This is a genomic window from Myxococcus sp. MISCRS1, from assembly GCF_026626605.1.
Classification (GTDB): domain Bacteria; phylum Myxococcota; class Myxococcia; order Myxococcales; family Myxococcaceae; genus Myxococcus; species Myxococcus fulvus.
Genome location: NZ_JAPNKB010000001.1, coordinates 7473417 through 7492982, shown reverse-complemented (window position 1 = coordinate 7492982; position 19566 = coordinate 7473417). Strand labels below are relative to the sequence as shown.

Here is a 19566-nt window from a genome sequence, read left to right as displayed (position 1 = left end):
CACTCACCACGTCGCGCGGGCTTGGAGCCTCGCGTCTACCCGGATTCGCTCGCGCTGTACGCCGCTGCACAGCTCGCGCACCTTTCGCGGCGAATGTGTTGATTCGACTGGCTTTGCTCGATTAACAATTAAGTCTCGAATTAATTGATTTCAAGAGTTGTCGTAATCCGCCGTCCGGACTGAAGTCCGGAAGAGGCGGCCGCAGCACGAAGCGCAACCCGAGCAGGAGACACCCATGAAGACCTCACTCTCGTCGTATGCGTTACGTTGGCGTCGGCTCTCCGTCATGGCCCTGGGCCTGGGCATGGTGGCCCCCGTTCCGGTCCTCGCGGCCTCGAAGTCCCCCTCGCGCGTGGAGCGCGCGTCGCTGCTCCCCGCGCGGGTGGTGGACGCGGCGGCGTTGGGCTCGGCGAAGCAGGCCACGGGCCTGGTGGCGACGGCGGGCGGACGTCACGCGCTCGTCACGGGCGCGGGCCGCGTGCTGCACCGCACGGACAACACCATCCAGTCGCTGAGGACGCTGTCCGTCCCCAAGACGACGCTGCAGCTGCACGTCTGGGAGGAGACGGGCGCGGACGGCAAGCGCCAGGACTTCTTCGCCTACAGCCGCGGCGGCACGGAGCTGCTCGGGCGCGCGCAGCCCACCTCGTACCAGGTGCGACTGGCGCACGTGAGCTTCGACCCGGTGCGACAGGGCGCGCCGCTGGTGGCCGACGCGCTGGCCGCGGACACGGGGAACACGCTCTCGCTGGTGCAGCTGCAGGCCACGCCGCTGCCGGAGCTGCGCGAGGCGCTGGAGCGCGAGGGCGGCAAGGTGCTGCGCTTCCTCACGGACCACACGTACCTGGTGGAGCTGGACGCGGACGCGCGCAAGCGCGTGGCGGAGCTGCCCTTCGTGCGCTGGGTGGGGCCGTACCATCCCGAGTACCGCGTGGAGGACGTGCTGCGCGAGTCGCTGACGGGGCGCGCGGCGAAGCTGGAGCCGCAGCGCTACTCCATCATGGTGGGCGAGCGCGGAAGTGCGCGTCAGGGCGAGGTCGCAGAGACGGTGCGCAAGCTGGGCGGCACGGTGGAGCTGGTGGAGGCCGGCGGGCTGCGCGTGGAGGCCACGCTCACCCAGGACCAGCTGGAGCGGCTCGCGCGCTCCAACGCCGTCCAGTACATCGACCGGTGGGGCGGGCCGGGTGAAGTGGACATGAACAACGTGCGCGAGGTCGGCGGCGCCAACTACATCCAGACGGCCGAGGGCTTCACCGGCCAGGGCGTGCGCGGCGAAATCTTCGACACCGAGCTGCGCACGACGCACCAGGAGTGGGCGACGCCGCCGCTCATCCACAGCACGTCCAGCGCGGGCAGCGCGCACGGGACGAGCTGCTACAGCATCAACTTCGCCAGGGGCGTGGACGCCACCGCGAAGGGGCTCCTGCCGGACGGCCAGGGCATCTTCTTCCTCTACAGCCAGTCCAGTCAGTTCGGCGGCCCCAAGTCGCGCTACGACATCAACCGCGAGCTGACGGACCCGGCCGGCCCCTACCGCGCCGTGTTCCAGACCTCCAGCGTGGGCAGCACGCTGGGCACCGCGTACACCACCATCTCCGCCGAGGTGGACGACTACCTGTTCAAGCACCCCATCCTGAGCACCCAGTCGCAGAGCAACTCCGGCACGCGCAACTCGCGGCCCCAGGCGTGGGCGAAGAACATCGTGTCGGTGGGCGGCTTCTACCACTACGACAACGCCAACCGCGACGATGACCGCTGGAACGGCGGCGCGAGCATCGGCCCCGCGGCCGACGGGCGCATCAAGCCGGACCTGTCGTTCTTCTACGACGCGGTCCGCTCGGCCAACAACTCGAGCAACACGTCGTACTACAACTTCAGCGGCACCAGCGCGGCCACGCCGCAGACGGCGGGCCACTTCGGCCTCCTGTTCCAGATGTGGCACGAGGGGGTGTGGGCGGGCTTCGGCGGCGGCGCGGACGTGTTCGACAGCCGCCCGCAGATGGCCACCGCGAAGGCGCTGATGATCAACCTGGCGCACCGCTACAACTGGAACGTCACCGGCAACAACGCGGACCTGACGCGCGTGCGCCAGGGCTGGGGGACCGCGGACCTGAAGCGGCTGCATGACCGCTCCGGCTCCACCAGCATCATCAACGAGACGGACACCCTGCTGCCCCTGGGCGTCAACGAGTACAAGGTCTCCGTGACGGGCACCGAGAAGGAGTTCAACGTCACGCTCGTCTACACGGACCCGGCCGGCACGGTGGGCGCGGCCCAGGCGCGCATCAATGACCTGTCGCTGCGCGTGACGTCGCCCTCGGGCATCGTCTACTGGGGCAACAACGGCCTGTCCGCGGGCAACGTCTCCACGGCGGGCGGCGTGTCCAACAAGGTCGACACCGTCGAGAACGTCTTCCTCGTCTCGCCCGAGGCGGGCAGCTGGAAGGTGGAGGTGCTGGGCGACGAAATCGTCCAGGACGCCGACCTCTCCACGCGCGTCATCGACGCGAAGTACGCGCTGGTGGTGAGCGGCGGCCTCATCGTCCCGTAGCGCCTTCGCGCCGGGACCGGGAAGCGGGCCTCGGCTCGCGTGCCCGAACACCTCGTCCGTGAGCGCATGGCTCACGGGACACCACCGGGGTCGGCCCGTCGGCCCCGGTGGTGCATCGCCCCCCCGAGGCGCCCTCCCGCCTCGCGCGGATGGACCGAGGTCGCCCCCACATTGACGAGCGGCGCACCCGAAGCGCCTCGAGTCCGGCGGCGTGCCTCGGACGTCCGCATCCATCGTTCACGGAGCGCCGCCAGCGGCCGTCCTTCGCGTCCTCGCCGCGCGAAAGTCCGCTGGCCTGGCCTCGGCGCTGACCATCGCGACGTGCACGGGAACACCGCTCCGCCCTCCGGGCGACACGGGCCCACCCAAGACACTGGCCGCCCGGTTCGCCCGCGTGGCATGACTCGGCGCCATGGCCCGTGACGTCTCCTTCTTCGACCAGCTCGGCTCCCTCCTCGCCAAGGAGCGCGAGGCCGAGAAAGCCCGCCTGGCCACCCTCGCCCAGGGCCTGTCCCTCCACGAGCGCGAGGAGCAGGGCCTGTCCGTCCTCGACCTGGAGACGGTGGAGGAGGCGGTCGGCCTGGGAGGCCGCGTCCTGTTGACGCTCGCCCGCGCCGACCGCGCGCGCCTGCCCGCCCGGCTCCACAACGGAGACCTGGTCGCCGTGCTCCCCCGCCGCGCCGAGGTGAGCGAGCCCGCGCGCGCCCTCGTCTCCCGCGCCAGCGCCACGCGCCTGCAGCTCGCCTTCGACCGCTCCCCGCCGCCCTACGTCCACGAGGGCCTCCTGCGCCTGGACGTCGTCCCCAACGACATCACCTACGAGCGCATGCGCGCGGGCCTGCAGCGCGTGAAGGCCATGGACAAGGGCCTGGAGCGCCGCAAGCGCGAGGTCCTGCTGGGCAACGAGCCCCCGCGCTCCGACACCCCCAGGGACTTCGAGCCGAGCCGCCCCCTCAACCCCGAGCAGCTCGACGCCGTGAAGCGCGCGCTCGCCGCCGAGGACTTCTTCCTGGTCCACGGCCCCCCGGGCACCGGCAAGTCCACCGTGCTCGCAGAGGTCGCCGCCCAGGCCGTGGCCAAAGGCCAGCGCCTCTTGTGCACCGCCGCCAGCAACGCCGCCGTGGACCACCTGTTGGACCTGTGCCTCGCCAAGGGCCTGCGCGCCATCCGCGTGGGCCACCCCGCCCGCGTCGCGGCCCGACTCCAGGAGCACACCCTGGACATCGTCGTGGAGGAGCACCCCGACCGCGTCATCTCCCGAGACCTCTTCGACGAGGCGTTCTCCCTGCTCGGCTACGCGCGGCGCCAGCGCACCCAGGGCCGCAGCCGCGAGCGCTTCTCCAACGCCCGCGCCTCCACCACGGAAGCCAAGGCCATGCTCGACGAGGCCCGCGCGCTGGAGAAGAAGGCCGTGCGCTCCGTGCTCGCCAACGCGGACGTCGTCTGCGTCACGCTCGCGAGCCTGGAGTCCAGCGTGCTCGCCGGCGAGAAGTTCGACCTGGCCCTGCTCGACGAGGCCACCCAGGCCACCGAGCCGCTCGCGCTGCTGGGCTTCCTGCGCGCCCCCATCGTCATCCTCGCCGGAGACCCGCAGCAGCTGCCGCCCACCGTGCTCTCACAAGAAGCCGCGCGCGCGGGCCTGGCGGTGAGCCTCTTCGAGCGCCTGCTCGAGGACCATGGCGACGGCGTCAAGCGCATGCTGCGCGAGCAGTACCGGATGAACGTGCGCATCATGGACTTCCCCTCGCGCGAGATGTACGCGGGCCAGCTGCGCGCGCACCCCTCCGTCGCGGACCACACGCTCCAGGACGTGCTGCCCCCGGGCACCGAGGTCGACGCCCCGCCCGTCCTCTTCCTCGACACCGCCGGCAAGGGCTTCGACGAGGAGGTCGAGCCCACCACCCACAGCCTCTTCAACACCGGCGAGGCGGACCTCATCGAGGCCCGCGTACGCGCGCTGCTCGGCCACGGCCTGGCCCAGCGCGAGCTCGCCGTGATTACGCCCTACAGCGCCCAGGCCCACCGCCTGCGCGAGCGGCTGGAGCCCTTCGCCCCCGACGTGGAGGTCGACACCGTGGACGCCTTCCAGGGCCGCGAGAAGGACGCCATCCTCGTCTCCCTCACCCGCTCCAACAGCGAGGGCCAGGTGGGCTTCCTCAACGACTTGCGCCGCATGAACGTCGCCCTCACCCGCGCCCGCCGCCACCTCTTCGTCGTGGGCGACTCCGCCACCCTCAGCGGCCACCCCTTCTACGCCCGCTTCATCGAAGGGACTCAAACGAGCGCCGGCTACCGCTCCGCCTGGGAGTGGCCCGACGCCCCCTGAGCGCAATGCCTCACATCGGCAGGTCCACGCCGACCCAGCCCTGGGGTACTACGCAAGGACTGTCGGGGTCAGCCTCCAAAAATTGTCGCAACGGCGAACCAAATTTGTCACCTCCACCCACCTGTGCGGGGGAGCGCACCCGGATATCAGGTATTTGGCTCAAGCCCCGTTGTCGGGCATGAGACATGCTTACCGCCGTGGCGGGGAGGAACCGCCACATGTCTCAACGTCCGAACGTGACGAAGGAAAACGACGTCTGGGTTCTCCGTATCGAAAAGGAGAACGGCAAGGTGCAGGAGTACCGGTGCGCCACGGAGAACCAGGCCCGGCAGCTGGCCATGGTGATGTCCAAGCCGGACACGGGTGGGCCGCCGCGTCCGCCGTCGCCGGTCCGCTAGGCAGACCATGAGATAAGGCACGGGTCAGGAGCCGCCCGTGTCCCTCTCTCTCGAATCCCGCTTCGTCGACGCCCAGGGCCTGCGCCTGCACGTGCGCGTGCGTCCAGGCGCCCCCGCCCGACCCGCCGTCCTGTTCCTCCACGGCTGGCTGGACCACTCCCACAGCTTCGACGCCGTGCTCGAGCACGTGCCCGCCGACTGGCGCGTGGCGCTGCTCGACTTCCGAGGCATGGGCCAGAGCGCCCACGCCCCGCCCGAGGCGAACTACCAGGCGGGAGACCACCTCCTGGACGTGGAGGCCGCGCTGGACGGGCTGGGCTTCGAGCAGGCCCACCTGGTCGGCCACTCGCTCGGCGGCATCATCGCGCTGACGTACGCCGCGGTGCGGCCCGAGCGCGTGCTGGACGTGGCGCTCATCGAGAGCCTGGGCCCCACCGGCGGCCCGCCCGAGTACGCGGTGGAGCGGCTGCGCGCCTTCATGAACGACGCGCGCCGGCCGCCGAACTCCAAGCCCTATCCGGACGTGGCGGCCGCCGCCGCGCGCTTGAGGGAGAACAACCCCACCCTGCCCCCGGCCGCCGCCTTGCACCTGGCCCGGCACGGCACCCGGCCCCATGAGAAAGGAGGCGTGGTCTTCACGTTTGATCCACGACACCGCCGGAGGTTCGCGCACGGACACGACGAGGCGCAGTGGCTGGCGCTGCAGGAGCAGGTGCGCTGCCCGGTGCTCCTCGTCCGGGGCCAGGACGGGCTGTGGCCGGACGCGGCGAAGCTGGACCGGCGGCTCGCGGCGCTGCGTACACTTTCGGGCCCTCCGCTCGTGCTCCCGGGTGGGCATCACGTCCACATGGAGCGTGCCCAGGATGTCGCCCGCGCGCTCGCGGACTTCATCCGCTGAAGGGCTGTCACCCGGTCAGAACGCCCGGAAAACTCTTTCCCAGCCGTGGGCAAGTCGGTTCCACCCCAGGCTCCTTACCGCCACTGCGCATCCCAACCCCTTGAATTCAGGACAGCGTCCTCGTCCTTTCGGTTGGTATGCGATTTGGATTACCGCGCCTCGGCGGATCACGCACCGGACCCATCCGGGGGCGTGTGGGGAGAAGGGTGAGGGAGCGGACAATGGGGATGGGGTTGAGGGGGCGAGTCCTCGCGTTGGCGGTGCTCGTCACCACCACGATGGCGTGTCACGAGGGGAATGAAACCCGCTCGGTGCAGGCCACCGCGGTGGTGGACATGGACGTGCTCGACTTCGGCGAGGTGCCGGTGGGCGAGTGGCGGGAGCGCGAAGTGCGCATCCGCAATGTCGGCTATGTGCCCTTCTTCGCCATCGAGGCACTGGCCATCATCGGCAACCCCTCATACGAGGTGGAGCTGACGGACGGTGGCGGCCGGGTGATGCCCGGTGAGTCGCACCTGGTGAAGGTGCGCTTCCATCCGCTGGCCGAGGGCGTGACGGAGGAGACGGTGTTCGTCTCCACGGACGCCAACCAGGGCGCGCAGGCGCAGGTGCGCGTCACCGGCCTGGGCACGCCGACGCAGATTGGCCTGTTCCCGCCGGTGCTCGACTACGAGACGCTGGAGGTGGACAGCGAGCGCAAGCTGACGGTCACCATCAACAACCCGGTGGACCTGCCGCTGACGCTCGCGGTGCGCGGCGACTGGCCGGACCCCTTCACGCCCGACACGATTACCATTCCGCCCAACTCCACCGTGGAGGTGGGCACGCAGTACCTGCCGCGCGCGCTGGGCAGCATGGACGCGAGGCTGGAGGTCCGCTCGTGCGAGGCGTGCACGCCGTCGGTGGTGGAGCTCAAGGGCAACTCGGTGGCGAGCGCCTTCGTCTTCGACCCCGCGCCCGTGCCGTTCGACCTGATTCCGGTGCACGAGCGCACCAAGTCGTTCACCCGCGCGCGCAACATCACCTGGCGGCCGGTGACGATTTCGCAGCTCATCACCAGCGACCACGCCTTCGTGCCGCTCTCCAAGCCGGAGGGCTCCACGGTGGCGCCGGGCGAGGTGGTGGAGCTGCCCATGGAGTTCGCGGCGCGCTTCTCCGGCCCCAACGTGGGTGACCTCAAGGTGCAGTACGCGTCCGACAAGCCGCGCCAGTCGGAGGTCATCCTGGACGCGCGAGGCGGCCGGCCCACGCTGGCGGTGACGCCCGTGGCGCTGGACTTCGGCGAGCTGCCGGTGGGCGGCAAGGTGGAGCAGGTCATCCGCATCACCAACGCGGGCACCAACGGCTCGCTGCGCTTCATGGGCGTGGCGTCCGACGGAGACAGCAACCAGTTCAACGTGGACGTGCCCACGCGCGGCACGCAGCGGCTGCCGTGGGCGTCGGGCGCGTGGCCCACGCTGGAGTCGGGCGGGCTGGAGATTGCCCCGGGCAACGACGCCCTGGAGCTGAAGGTCTACTTCGAGCCGACGGTGGAGGGCAGCTTCCGGGCCCGGCTGCGCGTGCGCTCGGATGACCTGTTCAACGCGGAGCGCGAAATCATCCTCACCGGTCGCTCGCGCACCAGCGGCCCGTGCGTGTACGAGCTGTCGCCGCAGCCGATGATGGACTTCGGCAACGTGGTGCCGGGCCGCGGCGCGGTGCTGGGCTTCCGCTTCAAGAACCCCGGCCGGGCCGAGTGCGCGGTGAAGGACGTGCACCTGTCCAACGACGCGGGCGGCGCGTTCTTCATGCCGGGCGGCCGGCTGACGGGCGGCGTGGTGCTCTACGACACGGCCTTCAGCGCCATGGTGGCCTTCCGGCCGCAGACGGAGGGCGAGTACACGGGTGAGCTCAAGCTCACGGTGAACAACCCCGCGGCGCCCACGGTGACGCTGCCGCTCAAGGGGGTGTCGCGCCAGAGCTGCCTGGTGGCCACGCCGTCCTACGTGGACTTCGGCCCCATCCGCTACGACTGCGCCGCGGCGCCTCGCAAGACGTACATCTCCAACCGGTGCAGCGAGCCGCTCACGGTGACGGGCGCGGACATCGGCCAGGGGACGAGCACGCAGTTCTCGCTGCTGACGCCCATCCCCCAGCCGCGCACGCTGCAGGCGGGCGAGGGCTTCGAGCTGGAGGTGGACTACTCGCGCACCGTGCTGGGCCAGCACTACTCGCCCCTGTACCTGCGCACCGCGACGGACCCGACGCCCTTCCTGGTGCCGCTGCTCGGCGAGACCAACCACGAGGGCATCCAGGTGGACCGCTACACGCAGGGCACCGACAGCCAGCTGGACGTGCTCTTCGTGGTCTCTAACACGACGACCATGGACCCGTACCAGGAGCGCCTGAAGGCGGCGATTCCGGGCTGGCTCGACTACGCGCGGCAGCAGAACGTGGACGTGCGCATGGGCGTCACCAGCACGGGCCTGGTGCAGCGCGGGCCGCAGTGCGGCGGCGGGGCCAACGGCGGCGAGGCCGGGCGCCTGTTCCCGGTGGACGGCAACCGGGCGCGCGTGCTGTCCAGCTCCAGCCCCAACGCGGCGGCGGGCCTGCAGGCGAACATCGACGTGGGCCTGTGCCACAACCTGGTGCAGGGCCTGGAGACGATGCGGCAGGCCCTGTCGGCGCCCCTGTCCGAGCAGACGGATGACCCGCGCACCCCGCAGCCCAACGACGGCAACTGGGGCTTCACGCGGCCGGCGGCGCGCATGGCGGTGGTGGTGCTGGCGGACGAGGACGACAACTCGGGCTTCGCGCCGGACAGCTACATCCAGTTCCTCCAGACGCTGAAGGGCACGGGCATGTCGCACCGCAGCCAGCTGTACGCGCTGGTGCCCACCGACAACCGCTGCACCACGGCGGGCAGCGACGCGGACCGCTTCGTGGAGGTGGCGCGCGGCACGGGTGGCCGGGCGGAGTCCATCTGCGAGGGCAACTACCGGCCGCTGCTCGACTCGGTCATCCAGCGCGCTGGCGATTTGCAGGCGGACTTCCCGCTGACGACCACGCCCACGGGCCAGGCGGAGATGTCCGTGTACGTGCAGGGCCAGCAGGTGCCGGAGAGCCAGTGGTCGTACGACGGGGCGACCAACTCCATCGTCTTCGGCGGCGCGGCGGTGCCTCGTCCCGGGCAGGCGGTGGAGGTGCGCTACCGCAGCGTGTGCAAGGCGCCGCCTACCTCGAGCCCCTGAGTGCGGGGGGCCCCACGTCCTCCGGGAGGTGGGGCCTTTGGTGTGGCGGGGAAATGACGCGCCGCGGGCTTCCGCATGTGGCCCCGGCGCGGCTATCGTGGCGTCGACGTGGAGACATTCGGCCGCTACGAGCTGCTCCGGAAGATCGCCATCGGCGGCATGGGCGCCGTCTATCTGGCCCGGCAGAAGGGGCCGGTGGGCTTCCAGAAGCTGCTGGTGGTGAAGCGGCTGCTGCCCCACCTGTCCGAGGACGATGAGTTCATCGAGATGTTCCTGGACGAGGGGCGCATCGCCGCGCACCTGAACCACCCGAACATCGCGCAGATCTACGACCTGGGCGATGTGGACGGGCAGTACTTCATCGCCATGGAGTACGTGCACGGCGAGGCGGTGGGGCCGCTGGGACTCAGGGCACAGCAGCGCAAGCTGACGATTCCCCTGGGGCTCAAGTGCCGCATCATCGCGGACGCGGCGGCGGGGCTGGATGCGGCGCACAACGCGCGCAGCCCGTCGGGGCGCAAGCTGGCGTTGATCCACCGGGACGTGTCGCCGCAGAACGTGCTCGTCGGCTACAACGGCGGGGTCAAGCTCATCGACTTCGGGGTGGCCAAGGCGTCGGGGAAGTTCTCCCAGACGGTGGTGGGCACCATCAAGGGCAAGCACGCGTACATGTCCCCGGAGCAGGCGCGGGGCGAGCCGTTGGACCACCGCTCCGACATCTTCGGACTGGGGACGGTGTTCTACGAGCTGCTGACGCACCAGCGGCTGTTCAAGCGCGACACGGAGATCGCCACGCTCAAGGCGGTGGTGGGGACCAAGATTGTCCCTCCGTCCGAGGTGATGCCGGACATCCCGAAGGCGTTGGACGCCATCGTGCTCAAGGCGCTGGCGCGCAAGCGCGAGGAGCGCTTCGCGTCGGCGGGCGAGGTGCAGCTCGCGCTGGATGAGTTCCTGGTGCAGCAGAAGCTGCACGCGACGCCCGCGCACCTCGCGGCGTTCATGCAGGACACGTATTCGGAGGAGCTGGAGGAGGAGCGGCTCGCGGCCGAGCCCACCGTCATCCACTACGACCCGAGGCTCGCGGCCCGTCAGCAGGCGGCCGCGGCGGCCGCGGCGGCGGGTGACACGGCGGGCTCCGGGCAGCGGCCCACGGCGCGTCCGACGCCCGCGGGGACGCCGGCGCGCAAGCCTGGAGGCTCCTCGGCCTCGGCGCCAGCGATGGTGAAGGACCCGGGCGGTGTGTCCGCGTCGTCCACCTCGCCCATGGCGCCCGCCCGGCGCGCGCCCACGGGGTCCTCCGCGGCTGCGGTGCCGGTGGCCGGACGAAGCGGGACGAGTGGTGGCTCGGCGGCGCCCACGCGAAGCGGTGGCTCGACCTCGTCCGCCGCGCCGATGCCCGCCAAGGGAGGCACCGGCTCCGGCAAGGCGCCCTCACCGCCTCCGGGCAGGACAGCGGGCTCGGCGCCCAAGCGCGTGCCCACGCGGACTCCCGAGCCTCCCGAGGAACCCGAGGAGCCGTAGCCCCGGCACCCTCGCGTTCGGCTCGACCTCAGTCGACATAGAACTCGGTGTGGAGGTCGTGGACGCGGCCGTCACGGAAACACACCAGACGCATGCGGTAGTGAGTATCCCCAGGTGAGTGGGAGTAGCTCCAATACACTTCATCCAGGTCGACATCCCGAGGCGTCCACGTCTTCAGCGGCCCGCCCACGAGCCGCTCGACCTCGGCCTCGGTCATCCCCCGGCGAATCCGCCAGAACTTGAAGGCCGAATAGCCGGGCGCGAAGACGGTGTCCTCCCTGAAGGCGAGCGAGGCCAGCTCCCCCAGGTATCCGTCGAGCGGACGGAACACGTAGAGACACAGCAACGCACTGGCCACGACCGCGAGGACGCGGGCCCACCTCGAGGTGCTCGCAGTCCGAGGTGCTGGTGTTTGCATCACATCCCCTGCCCCGCGTCGGAACGACCTCCCACGCCCCCCCGGGACACCGCGACCTCGTGTCCCGGAGGCGCGGCGGCTCACTTGCTGCGGCCGTCGTACTGGAACGTCTTCACCGTGTTCAGGTCGACGCCGTCCAGGCAGCGCACGTTGATGGCCGCCATCTCGGAGCCGTCCGGGCCCTTGCCGCGCGCGAAGGAGCGCACGCCGCACTTCGAGCAGAACAGGTGGTGGATGATGTTCTGGTTGAACTGGTAGTCCGTCAGGACGCTCTCGCCCGAGCGCAGCGTGAACTGCGACACCGGCGTGAAGCTCAGCATCGTCCCCGTCTTCTGACAGATGGAACAGTTGCACTGGATGGCCGGCTGGGACAGGTCCAGCTTCACCTCGTAGCGCACCTGCCCGCAGTGACAGCCGCCCTCGTAGCTCTTGAGCTCGCTCATGCGCGGCATCCTGCATGCGCTCGCACGGACGTCCACGCGAAAACGCGCGCCGCGTCGCGGCATGCGGCCCACCCCACGCCAGGCGCTACAGGCTCGCGAGCGCCACGCGGTACAGCGCGCGGTAGCCCATGCGCGGCGCGGGCTCGAAGCGCTCCGCGTTGAAGATGTCCTTGAGCAGCGCCACGCCTTCGGGCGACGACTGCAGGCCCTGCAGCGTCGTCTCCAGCGCCGTCACCAGCTGCGGCTGCAGCCCCATGGCCACCGGCACGCCGTCGTTGGGCGCCTCGTCCGTGTACGCGATGAGCTCGAAGCGGCGCCCCGCGCCCGCCCCCAGCACATCCTCCACGCCCGTCGTGTACGTCAGCCCCGTGGAGGCCGGCGGACAGAACACGCTCGTCACGTCCGCCTTGCCGTCCAGCACCGACTCCAGCGCGCCCCGGTACGAGCCCGTGAAGTGCTGCGCGAAGAAGGCCCGCGCCGGCTCCAGGCCCTGCGCCTTCAGGTACGCGGTGGGGAGCAGGAACCCCGCCACCGAATCCCGGTCCACCCACGCCGCCGTGGCGCCCTTGAGCCGGTCCACCGACAGCCCCGCCCCCGCCCGACACACCAGCGCCGAGCGGTAGGACGACATGCCCCGGCGCACCCCGCGCACCACCACCCGCACCCCCATGGCCTCCATCCGCGCGCACACGAAGGGAGGCGCCCACGCCGCGTCCGCGCGCCCGGAGAGCAGGTCCTTGGCGAGCGTCTCATAGCTGGACGCGACGCTCACCTCCACCAGCTTGCCCATGGCCCGCTGGAGGAAGGCCGCCAGCCGGTCCGCGCGCTCCCGCGCCGTTTCACTGCCCAATGACGGCGGCAGTCCGAAGCGGAACGAGTGTCGGGTCGCGGAAGGGACTTGAAGGGTCATGACCGCCCCCTGATTACCCCTCCCTGCCCAGTCGCGCCACTTCGTCGTCGGCCAGACCGAACGTCGCCTGGAGCAGGTCCAGGATTCGCTGCTCCGGCAGGCTGGGCTCCCCACCCGCGTGGGCAATCTTCGTGGCCAGCCGGAAGGCCTTCAGCCGCTGGGTGTGCGTCGTCAGGCCGTGGGCCAGCACCTGGAGCCGCTGGGGCAGCCCCTCCGCGGACAGGGCCGACACCGCCTCGCTCACGAAGCTCTGCGCGCGCTCCGGGCTGACGTTCTCGAACAGGGGGTCCGCCGCGAAGCTCTCCACCAGCGCCCGGGCCTCGGCCTCCTTCAGCCGCCCGTCCGCCGCGCTCACCAGCACCATCACCTCCGCGAACAGCCGCTCCAGCGGCTCGCCCAGCGCCTCCGCCAGGCTGCCGCCGTTCTCGATGACGTCGATGATCTGCGCCACCTCGTCCTCGGAGATGCCCAGCGCGGCCTGGAACGTCTTCAAGAGCCCCAGCTCCGTGCGCGTGGCCCGCTGGTCCGCCAGCGCCACCGCCGCCGCCAGCCCGAAGGCCAGCATCCGGTTCTTGTGGTCCGGCAGCCGCCGCCGCAACGACGCCAGCACGTCCTCCAAATCCCGCGCCTCCGACAGCCGGGCCGCGCTGGACTCCACCAGCGCGTTGAGCTCCTCCGGACGCGTGCCCTCGAACTCCGGCCGCTCCAGCACGCGGCTGAGCAACGTCTGCATCTCCCGCTGAGAGACACGGCCGTCCGCCATCGCCGCCAGCAACATCACCTCCACCAGCGCGGCGTTGCGTTCCTTGCGCGCGCTCACTGCCTGCTCTCGAGCCATGGGCTGGCTCCCCCTTGCGTGTCCTGCGTGTCTTGAGTGGGCGCCCCCGACTCGGCCCCGCCGGCGTTGAGCGGGTCCGGGTTGAGCGTCCGGTCCATCAGGTGCGACGGCCGCACGTTGGCCATCGCGTTCAGCACGCTCTGACGGACGTTGGGAATCTCCTTGCCCAGCTCCTCCATCAGCTTCTGCATCCGCTTGCGCTGCAGGTTCTCCTGCGTGCCGCACAAGTCGCACGGGATGATGGGGAAGGCCTTCAGCTCCGCGAACCTCGCGATGTCCTTCTCCGGCGCGTAGCACAGCGGCCGGATGACCACGTTGCGCCCGTCGTCGCTCTTGAGCAGCGGCGGCATCGCCTTGATGGAGCCGGCGAAGAACAGGTTCAGCAGGAGCGTGTGGATGAGGTCGTCGCGGTGGTGGCCCAGGGCAATCTTGTTGTACCCGAGCTCCACCGCCGCCGTGTAGAGGATGCCCCGGCGCATGCGCGAGCAGACCGCGCACTGCGTCTTCCCCGGCGGGGTCTTCTCCAGGACGATGCTGTACGTGTCCTCCTTGAGGAGCTTGTACGCGTAGCCCTCTCGCTGGAAGTACTCCTCCAGGACGTGGCCGGGGAATCCCGGGTGTCCTTGGTCCAGGTTCACCGCGAGCAGGTCGAACTTCACCGGCGCGCGGCGCTGCAGCTCCCGGAGCAGGTAGAGCATGGTGTAGGAGTCCTTGCCCCCGGACACACCCACCATGATGCGGTCCCCGTCCTCGATGAGGCGGTGGTCCGCGATGGCTCGGCCCATGTGGCCAAGCAGACTCTTCTCCAGGCGCTGGACGTCATTCATCGGCGTGGCCATCCTAGCGGCGGCCCGGGAAAAAACACGTCATTCAGGCGGTCCGGTCCGCTAGCCTGCTCAGCTCGATGCCTACCTACCCGCAGGGTGACGTGGACGTGGTGGATGCCGCAGGGGCCCAAAGCGCCCTCCAGAAGCTGGAGGCGGCGCGTGAGCTGGCCGTGGACCTGGAGGCCGACTCCATGCACGCCTTCCGCGCCCGGCTGTGCTTCCTCCAGGTGGCCACGGACCTGGACGTCTTCCTCTTCGACACGCTCCAGCCCGACGTGGAGGCCCGGCTGCTCGCCCCGCTGCTGGCCGACCCGGAGCGCACCAAGTACTTCCACGCGGCGCAGGGCGACCTGCAGTTCCTCGCGGAGGCGGGCGTGCGCGTGCGGGGCCTGTTCGACACGCACCGCGCCGCGACGCTGCTGGGCTGGCCCAAGGTGGGCCTGGCGGACGTGGCCCGCGAGAAGCTGGGCGTGGAGCTGCCCAAGGAGCACCAGCAGTCGGACTTCTCTCTGCGCCCGCTGCCCCCGGGCATGCATACCTACATCGCCAACGACGTGCGCTACCTGTGCGAATTGGGCCGGCAGGTGCGGCAGGCGTGCATCGACGCGGACATCCTGGAAGAGGTGACGCTCGACTGCGAGCGGCTGTGTGACGAGGCCGTCGCCCGGCCCGACGTGGGCGCGGACTTCAAGCCCAAGCTGCCGCGCACCGGGCTGTCCCCCGCGCAGTTCACCCTGGCGAACGCGATTGCGCACGCGCTGCACAAGAAGCGGCTGGAGTGGGCGGAGCAGGAGAACGTGCCCATGGGGCGCATGCTCTCCAACATGGCGCTGGCGGACATCGCCACGCGGCTGCCCTCCACGCCCAAGGACCTGGCGCGCGCGGCCGGCGTGCGGGGCGTCTTCGTGCGGGCCCATGGCGACGAGGTGCTCGCCATCGTCCGCGAGCAGCGCGAGAAGTCGCAGAAGGGCGAGCTGGCGCCGGAGCGCGAGAACAAGGGCCCCAAGGACTCCAACCGCCGCAAGCGCGAGGACGCGCTCAAGGCGTTCCGCGTGGAGAAGGCCACCGAGCGCAAGGTGACGCCGAGCGTGGTGCTCACCAACCCGCTGATGGATGCGCTGCTCAGCCAGCCGCCCACGAACCTGGAGGAGCTCGCCCGGGTGCCCTACCTCGGCGAGAAGCGGCTGAAGCTGTACGGCCCCGCCCTCATCGAGCTGCTCGCCGCCTTCCCCGTGCAGGGCGGCTGACGCACCGCGCGTTCGCTCCGAGGGGCGCGTCACCCGCGACCCCCATCGAGGCGCTACCGTCCCTGTCGCGGCGGTGATGGAATGGACACCATCACGCGTCGCATGTGTCGGACGGGACGGAGCTCCTCGATGCGGTTGGGACACCTTGGCGCCATCCTCGGACTCTGGCTGACGCTCCTCCACGTGGGGTGCCTGGGGCGCTCACGCGACGCGGCGCCCACGCCGATGCCTCGCCCTCGCGTCGTGCCCGCGCCCGTGGAGACGCCCCAAGCGCTCGTGCCACCCGGGCTGCGCCTGGAGGCCGGCGTGCGTCCCACGCGGCAGTCGGTGACGCTGGAGCTGGACCCGCGTCAGGAGACGTTCCGCGGCGAGGTGGACGTGGAGCTGTCCCTGTCGGAGCCCACGCGCGTGCTCTGGCTGCACGGCACCGAGCTGGCGCTGCGGCGCGCGCACGTCCAGACGGCGGACTCGCGCGTGCCGGTGGAGGCGATGCCGGTGGGCGAGGACCTGCTCGCCTTCGTCGCCCAGGCGCCGCTTCCGTCGGGCACCGTCACGCTGCACGTCGAGTACTCGGGCCGCGCGTACGACAAGGAGGACAGCGGCGTCTTCCGTGAAGAGGAGGAGGGCCGCTGGTACGCGATGACGCAGTTCCAGCCGCTGTACGCGCGGCGCGCCTTCCCCTGCTTCGACGAGCCCGGCTTCAAGATTCCCTGGTCGCTCACCCTGCGCGTGCGCGCGAAGGACGCCGCCTTCTCCAACATGCCCGTGCGTGCCGAGGAGCCAGGGGCCGAGGGCTGGAAGACGGTGCGCTTCCAGACGACGCCGCCCTTGCCCACGTACCTGGTGGCCTTCGCGGTGGGGCCCTTCGACGCGGTGGACGCGGGCACGGCGGGCGAGGCGAAGGTGCCGGTGCGCATGCTGGTGCCCCGTGGGCGGGGAGCGGAGGCCGCGTACGCCGCGTCCGTGACCGCGCCGCTGCTCGCCCATCTGGAGGAGTGGTTCGGCTCGCCCTATCCGTACTCGAAGCTGGATGTGCTCGCGGTGCCGGGGCTCGTGGGCGGCGCCATGGAGCACCCGGGCCTCATCACCTTCGGCGCGCCGCTGATGCTCCGCACGCCGGAGACGGACACGCTGTGGCGACAGCGCGGCTTCGCCGAGACGCAGGCGCACGAGCTGGCGCACCAGTGGTTCGGCAACCTGGTCACGCCCGCGTGGTGGGACGACCTGTGGCTCAACGAGTCCTTCGCGGACTGGCTCGCCTTCAAGATGGTGAAGCGCTGGCAGCCCGGGTGGCGCGCGGACGTGCGCCGCGTGGAGGCGCGCGGGCAGGCGATGCAGGAGGACTGGCTCGTCACCGCGCGCAGCATCCGCCAGCCGATTGAGTCACCCGGCGACATCCACGGCGCGTTCGACGGCATCACCTACGGCAAGGGCGCCGCGGTGCTCGCGATGTTCGAGTCGTGGGTGGGACAGGACGCGTTCCAGCGCGGCGTGCGGCACTACCTGCGCGCCCACGCGCGCGGCACCGCCACCACGGAGGACTTCTTCCACGCGCTGTCGCTCGAGGCCGGGCAGGACGTGGCGCCCGCGTTCTCCACCTTCCTGGACCAGCCCGGCGTGCCCCTGGTGGCGATGACGCTCCAGTGCTCCAAGGACGGCGCGCCCCGGCTCGCGCTGGAGCAGAAGCGCTACCTGCCCCTCGGCGCGAAGGACACCTCCGGGACGCGGGATTGGCGTGTGCCGCTGTGCGTGCGCTACGCGGTGGGCCAGAAGGAGGGCCGCGCATGCACGGTGCTCACCGGCGCCCGTGACACCCTGGCGCTGCCCGAGGCGAAGGGCTGCCCGGACTGGGTGCACCCCAACGCGGACGCGCGCGGCTACTACCACGCGCTCCTGCGGGGGGACGGGCTGGAGAAGCTCGCGCGACGCGGCGGCGCGCGCCTCACCGTCCCCGAGCGGCTGGTGCTGATGGCGGACGCGCGGGCGCTCGTCGGCAGCGGCGAGCTGGACGTCGGCCAGGCGCTCACGCTGGTGGCGCGGCTGGGCGAGGGCGACGCGGAGCTGGTCAGCAGCGCGGCGGAGGTGGTGGACAGCGTGCATCGGGACCTGGTGCCGGACTCGCTGCGCTCGCACCGGGCGCGCTTCGTGCGCGGGCTCTTCGGCGGACGCGCGCGCGCGGTGGGCTTCGTGTCGCGCCCCGGGGAGAGTGAAGAGACGCGGCTGATGCGCCCTTCCCTGCTCTCGATGGCGACGACCGAGGGCGAGGACCCGAGGCTGCGCGCCGAGGCGCGACGACTCACGCTGCGCTGGCTCCAGGACCGGAGCACGCTCGCGCCCGAGGACCGGGCCACCGTCCTCAACGCGGCCGCCGCGGCGGGTGACGCCGAGCTGCACGAGCGCCTGCGCGCGGCCGCGCGCACCGCCACCGACGAGGAGCGCCGGCTGCTGCTCGCCACGCTCGGCGGCTTCCGCGACGTGACGCTCGCGAAGAAGAGCCTGGAGCTGCTGCTGGACGCGAAGGTGGACACGCGCGAGGCGCTGGCCATCCTCTTCGGGCTCCTGTCGGAGGCGCCCACGCGCGAGGTGGCCTTCACCTTCCTGCACGAGCACTTCGACGCCCTGCGCGAGCGGCTGCCCCGCGACCTCACCACGTGGCTGCTCGGCGGCGGCGGGTTCTTCTGCGACGCCGCGCACCGCGACGAGGTGGCCCGGGTGTTCGGCCCGCGCGCCCGCGACGTCGAGGGCGGCGAGCGCGTGCTGGCCCAGTCGCTGGAGCGCGTGGACCAGTGCATCGCGCAGCGCGAGGCCCTGCGCCCCGGCCTCACGCGCTTCCTCGCGCGCTACTGACGTCAGCGCTTGCGCGCGAGCATCATCCCGTCACGCACCGTCAGCAGCACCGGCTCCACGCGCGCGTCCGCCACGACCTTCGCGTTGAAGGCCACCATCGCGTGGTCCGACTCCGACTCCGGGCTGAGCACGCGCCCGGACCACAGCACGTTGTCCGCGACCAGGAGCCCGCCCGGACGCACCAGCGGCACCGCCGCGTCCCAATAGGCGCCGTAGTTCCCCTTGTCCGCGTCGATGAAGACGAGGTCGAAAGGACCCCGCAGCGTCTTCAGGGTTTCCAGGGCAGGCCCGAGTCGAAGCTGGATTTTCCGACCCTGCGGACTCCTGGCGAAGAAGGCGCGCGCGATTTCCGCCGTCTCGGGATTGATGTCGCAGGTGATGAGCTCACCGTCGCCCGGGAGCCCCTCCGCCATCATCAGAGCGGAGTATCCCGTGAAGGTCCCGATTTCCAGGACGCGCCTCGCACTCGTGAGGGAGACGAGCATTTTCAGGAAGGCGCCCTCGACGGGGCCCACCTGCATTCCGGGAGAGGTCGTGCGCGACTGGGTGATGTCCTTGAGTTCCTCGAACAGTGGCGCGGGTGCCGCGGTGTGCGCGCGGGCGTACTCCTCGATTTCATTCGGGACGAGCGTGAGCTTCGGCATGGTGAACGTTTAACATCGGGCATCCCATGGCCCACTTCCAGTTGCTCCGCCGCTCGGCGTGCATACCCTGGTGGGCGCAACGGAGGTGCCTGCGATGACGGGAGCGAGACTGGGCGGTGCTCGCGCGGACGTGTCGCGCTGCATCGATGCGAGCCTCCAGTGTCAGGCGTCGTGCGAGGCGGGCATGGCGCGCCTGCTGGCCCAGGGCCAGACGCTGAGCAGCGCCTCCGTGCGCGCGCTGCGGCAGTGCGCGGAGCTGTGCGAGCTCAACGTGCGCGCGCTGCGCAAGGAGAGCCGGCTGGCGCGGCACACCACCAACCTGTGCTTCGAGCTGAGCAACCAGGTGGCCCGCGCGGCCTGGCTGGACGCGGATGACGCCAGCTCGTACTCACTCGCCCGGGACGCGCTGCGGCTGGCCCGCTCGTGCCGCCCGCTGCTGTTCTCGTTCTGAGCCGCCGGGACGCTCGC

Annotated in this window: 15 protein-coding genes; 9 read left to right on the top strand and 6 right to left on the bottom strand. The window is 71.0% G+C overall.

The window, feature by feature from the left end; genetic code table 11:
- The first annotated feature begins 235 nt into the window (after positions 1-235).
- The 6 genes from OWM54_RS29860 to OWM54_RS29835 all read left to right on the top strand — a co-directional run bounded on the left by OWM54_RS29860 (position 236) and on the right by OWM54_RS29835 (position 10924).
- Positions 236-2551 carry a S8 family serine peptidase gene (locus OWM54_RS29860; RefSeq protein WP_267699699.1) on the top strand — a complete coding sequence of 772 codons (2316 nt, stop codon included), beginning with the start codon at positions 236-238 and terminating at the stop codon, positions 2549-2551.
- Positions 2552-2963: 412 nt separating this feature from the next.
- Positions 2964-4877 (top strand): AAA domain-containing protein, encoded by a 1914-nt coding sequence (locus tag OWM54_RS29855; RefSeq protein ID WP_267699698.1) that lies wholly within the window; start codon positions 2964-2966, stop codon positions 4875-4877.
- A gap of 218 nt (positions 4878-5095) precedes the next feature.
- A complete protein-coding gene (locus tag OWM54_RS29850) occupies positions 5096-5275 on the top strand; it encodes a hypothetical protein (RefSeq protein WP_223748455.1) in 180 nt (59 codons plus the stop codon).
- A gap of 37 nt (positions 5276-5312) precedes the next feature.
- The gene (locus OWM54_RS29845) at positions 5313-6173 is read left to right on the top strand and encodes an alpha/beta fold hydrolase (RefSeq protein WP_267699697.1); all 861 of its coding nucleotides are present in this window, start codon (positions 5313-5315) and stop codon (positions 6171-6173) included.
- Between the two features lie 221 nt (positions 6174-6394).
- Entirely contained in the window at positions 6395-9403 is a 3009-nt protein-coding gene (locus tag OWM54_RS29840; RefSeq protein ID WP_267701179.1) for a choice-of-anchor D domain-containing protein, read from the top strand.
- Positions 9404-9511: 108 nt separating this feature from the next.
- Positions 9512-10924, top strand: a complete 1413-nt coding sequence (locus OWM54_RS29835; protein WP_267699696.1) for a serine/threonine protein kinase — start codon at positions 9512-9514, stop codon at positions 10922-10924.
- A gap of 28 nt (positions 10925-10952) precedes the next feature.
- On the opposite strand, the gene OWM54_RS29830 is transcribed toward OWM54_RS29835, so the two are convergent.
- From OWM54_RS29830 to ttcA, 5 genes are all read right to left on the bottom strand, one after another.
- A complete protein-coding gene (locus tag OWM54_RS29830) occupies positions 10953-11282 on the bottom strand; it encodes a hypothetical protein (RefSeq protein WP_223748452.1) in 330 nt (109 codons plus the stop codon).
- Positions 11283-11422: 140 nt separating this feature from the next.
- Positions 11423-11785 carry a GFA family protein gene (locus OWM54_RS29825; RefSeq protein WP_223748451.1) on the bottom strand — a complete coding sequence of 121 codons (363 nt, stop codon included), beginning with the start codon at positions 11783-11785 and terminating at the stop codon, positions 11423-11425.
- 85 nt (positions 11786-11870) lie between these two features.
- Entirely contained in the window at positions 11871-12695 is an 825-nt protein-coding gene (locus OWM54_RS29820) for a phosphate/phosphite/phosphonate ABC transporter substrate-binding protein (RefSeq protein WP_223748450.1), read from the bottom strand.
- A gap of 13 nt (positions 12696-12708) precedes the next feature.
- Positions 12709-13533, bottom strand: coding sequence for a TerB family tellurite resistance protein (locus OWM54_RS29815; protein ID WP_267699694.1), 825 nt, complete (start codon positions 13531-13533; stop codon positions 12709-12711).
- Entirely contained in the window at positions 13512-14372 is an 861-nt protein-coding gene (ttcA, locus tag OWM54_RS29810) for a tRNA 2-thiocytidine(32) synthetase TtcA (protein ID WP_223748448.1), read from the bottom strand. Before ttcA ends, OWM54_RS29815 begins: the two co-directional genes overlap by 22 nt.
- A 65-nt stretch (positions 14373-14437) precedes the next feature.
- On the opposite strand from ttcA, the gene OWM54_RS29805 reads away from it, so the two are divergent.
- Together OWM54_RS29805 and OWM54_RS29800 are read left to right on the top strand one after the other, a co-directional pair.
- On the top strand, positions 14438-15607 hold the full coding sequence (locus OWM54_RS29805; RefSeq protein WP_223781644.1) for a ribonuclease D: 1170 nt from the start codon (positions 14438-14440) through the stop codon (positions 15605-15607).
- Positions 15608-15736: 129 nt separating this feature from the next.
- Entirely contained in the window at positions 15737-18454 is a 2718-nt protein-coding gene (locus tag OWM54_RS29800) for a M1 family metallopeptidase (RefSeq protein WP_267699693.1), read from the top strand.
- Between the two features lie 2 nt (positions 18455-18456).
- On the opposite strand, the gene OWM54_RS29795 is transcribed toward OWM54_RS29800, so the two are convergent.
- Complete coding sequence (locus OWM54_RS29795; RefSeq protein WP_223781642.1) at positions 18457-19098, bottom strand: O-methyltransferase; 642 nt, start codon at positions 19096-19098, stop codon at positions 18457-18459.
- A 94-nt stretch (positions 19099-19192) separates the two neighbouring features.
- Here OWM54_RS29795 and OWM54_RS29790 point away from each other — a divergent pair, with 94 nt between their 5' ends.
- The gene (locus tag OWM54_RS29790; protein WP_046715845.1) at positions 19193-19549 is read left to right on the top strand and encodes a hypothetical protein; all 357 of its coding nucleotides are present in this window, start codon (positions 19193-19195) and stop codon (positions 19547-19549) included.
- The last annotated feature ends 17 nt before the right edge of the window (positions 19550-19566 follow it).

What these genes read in the sequence shown, in the direction of transcription:
- OWM54_RS29860 (WP_267699699.1), top strand. Translation starts at nt 236, where the DNA reads ATGAAGACCTCACTCTCGTCGTATGCGTTACGTTGGCGTCGGCTCTCC.
- OWM54_RS29855 (WP_267699698.1), top strand. Translation starts at nt 2,964, where the DNA reads ATGGCCCGTGACGTCTCCTTCTTCGACCAGCTCGGCTCCCTCCTCGCC.
- OWM54_RS29850 (WP_223748455.1), top strand. Translation starts at nt 5,096, where the DNA reads ATGTCTCAACGTCCGAACGTGACGAAGGAAAACGACGTCTGGGTTCTC.
- OWM54_RS29840 (WP_267701179.1), top strand. Translation starts at nt 6,395, where the DNA reads ATGGGGATGGGGTTGAGGGGGCGAGTCCTCGCGTTGGCGGTGCTCGTC.
- OWM54_RS29825 (WP_223748451.1), bottom strand. Translation starts at nt 11,785, where the DNA reads ATGAGCGAGCTCAAGAGCTACGAGGGCGGCTGTCACTGCGGGCAGGTG.
- OWM54_RS29820 (WP_223748450.1), bottom strand. Translation starts at nt 12,695, where the DNA reads ATGACCCTTCAAGTCCCTTCCGCGACCCGACACTCGTTCCGCTTCGGA.
- OWM54_RS29815 (WP_267699694.1), bottom strand. Translation starts at nt 13,533, where the DNA reads ATGGCTCGAGAGCAGGCAGTGAGCGCGCGCAAGGAACGCAACGCCGCG.
- ttcA (WP_223748448.1), bottom strand. Translation starts at nt 14,372, where the DNA reads ATGGCCACGCCGATGAATGACGTCCAGCGCCTGGAGAAGAGTCTGCTT.
- OWM54_RS29805 (WP_223781644.1), top strand. Translation starts at nt 14,438, where the DNA reads ATGCCTACCTACCCGCAGGGTGACGTGGACGTGGTGGATGCCGCAGGG.
- OWM54_RS29800 (WP_267699693.1), top strand. Translation starts at nt 15,737, where the DNA reads ATGCGGTTGGGACACCTTGGCGCCATCCTCGGACTCTGGCTGACGCTC.
- OWM54_RS29795 (WP_223781642.1), bottom strand. Translation starts at nt 19,098, where the DNA reads ATGCCGAAGCTCACGCTCGTCCCGAATGAAATCGAGGAGTACGCCCGC.
- OWM54_RS29790 (WP_046715845.1), top strand. Translation starts at nt 19,193, where the DNA reads ATGACGGGAGCGAGACTGGGCGGTGCTCGCGCGGACGTGTCGCGCTGC.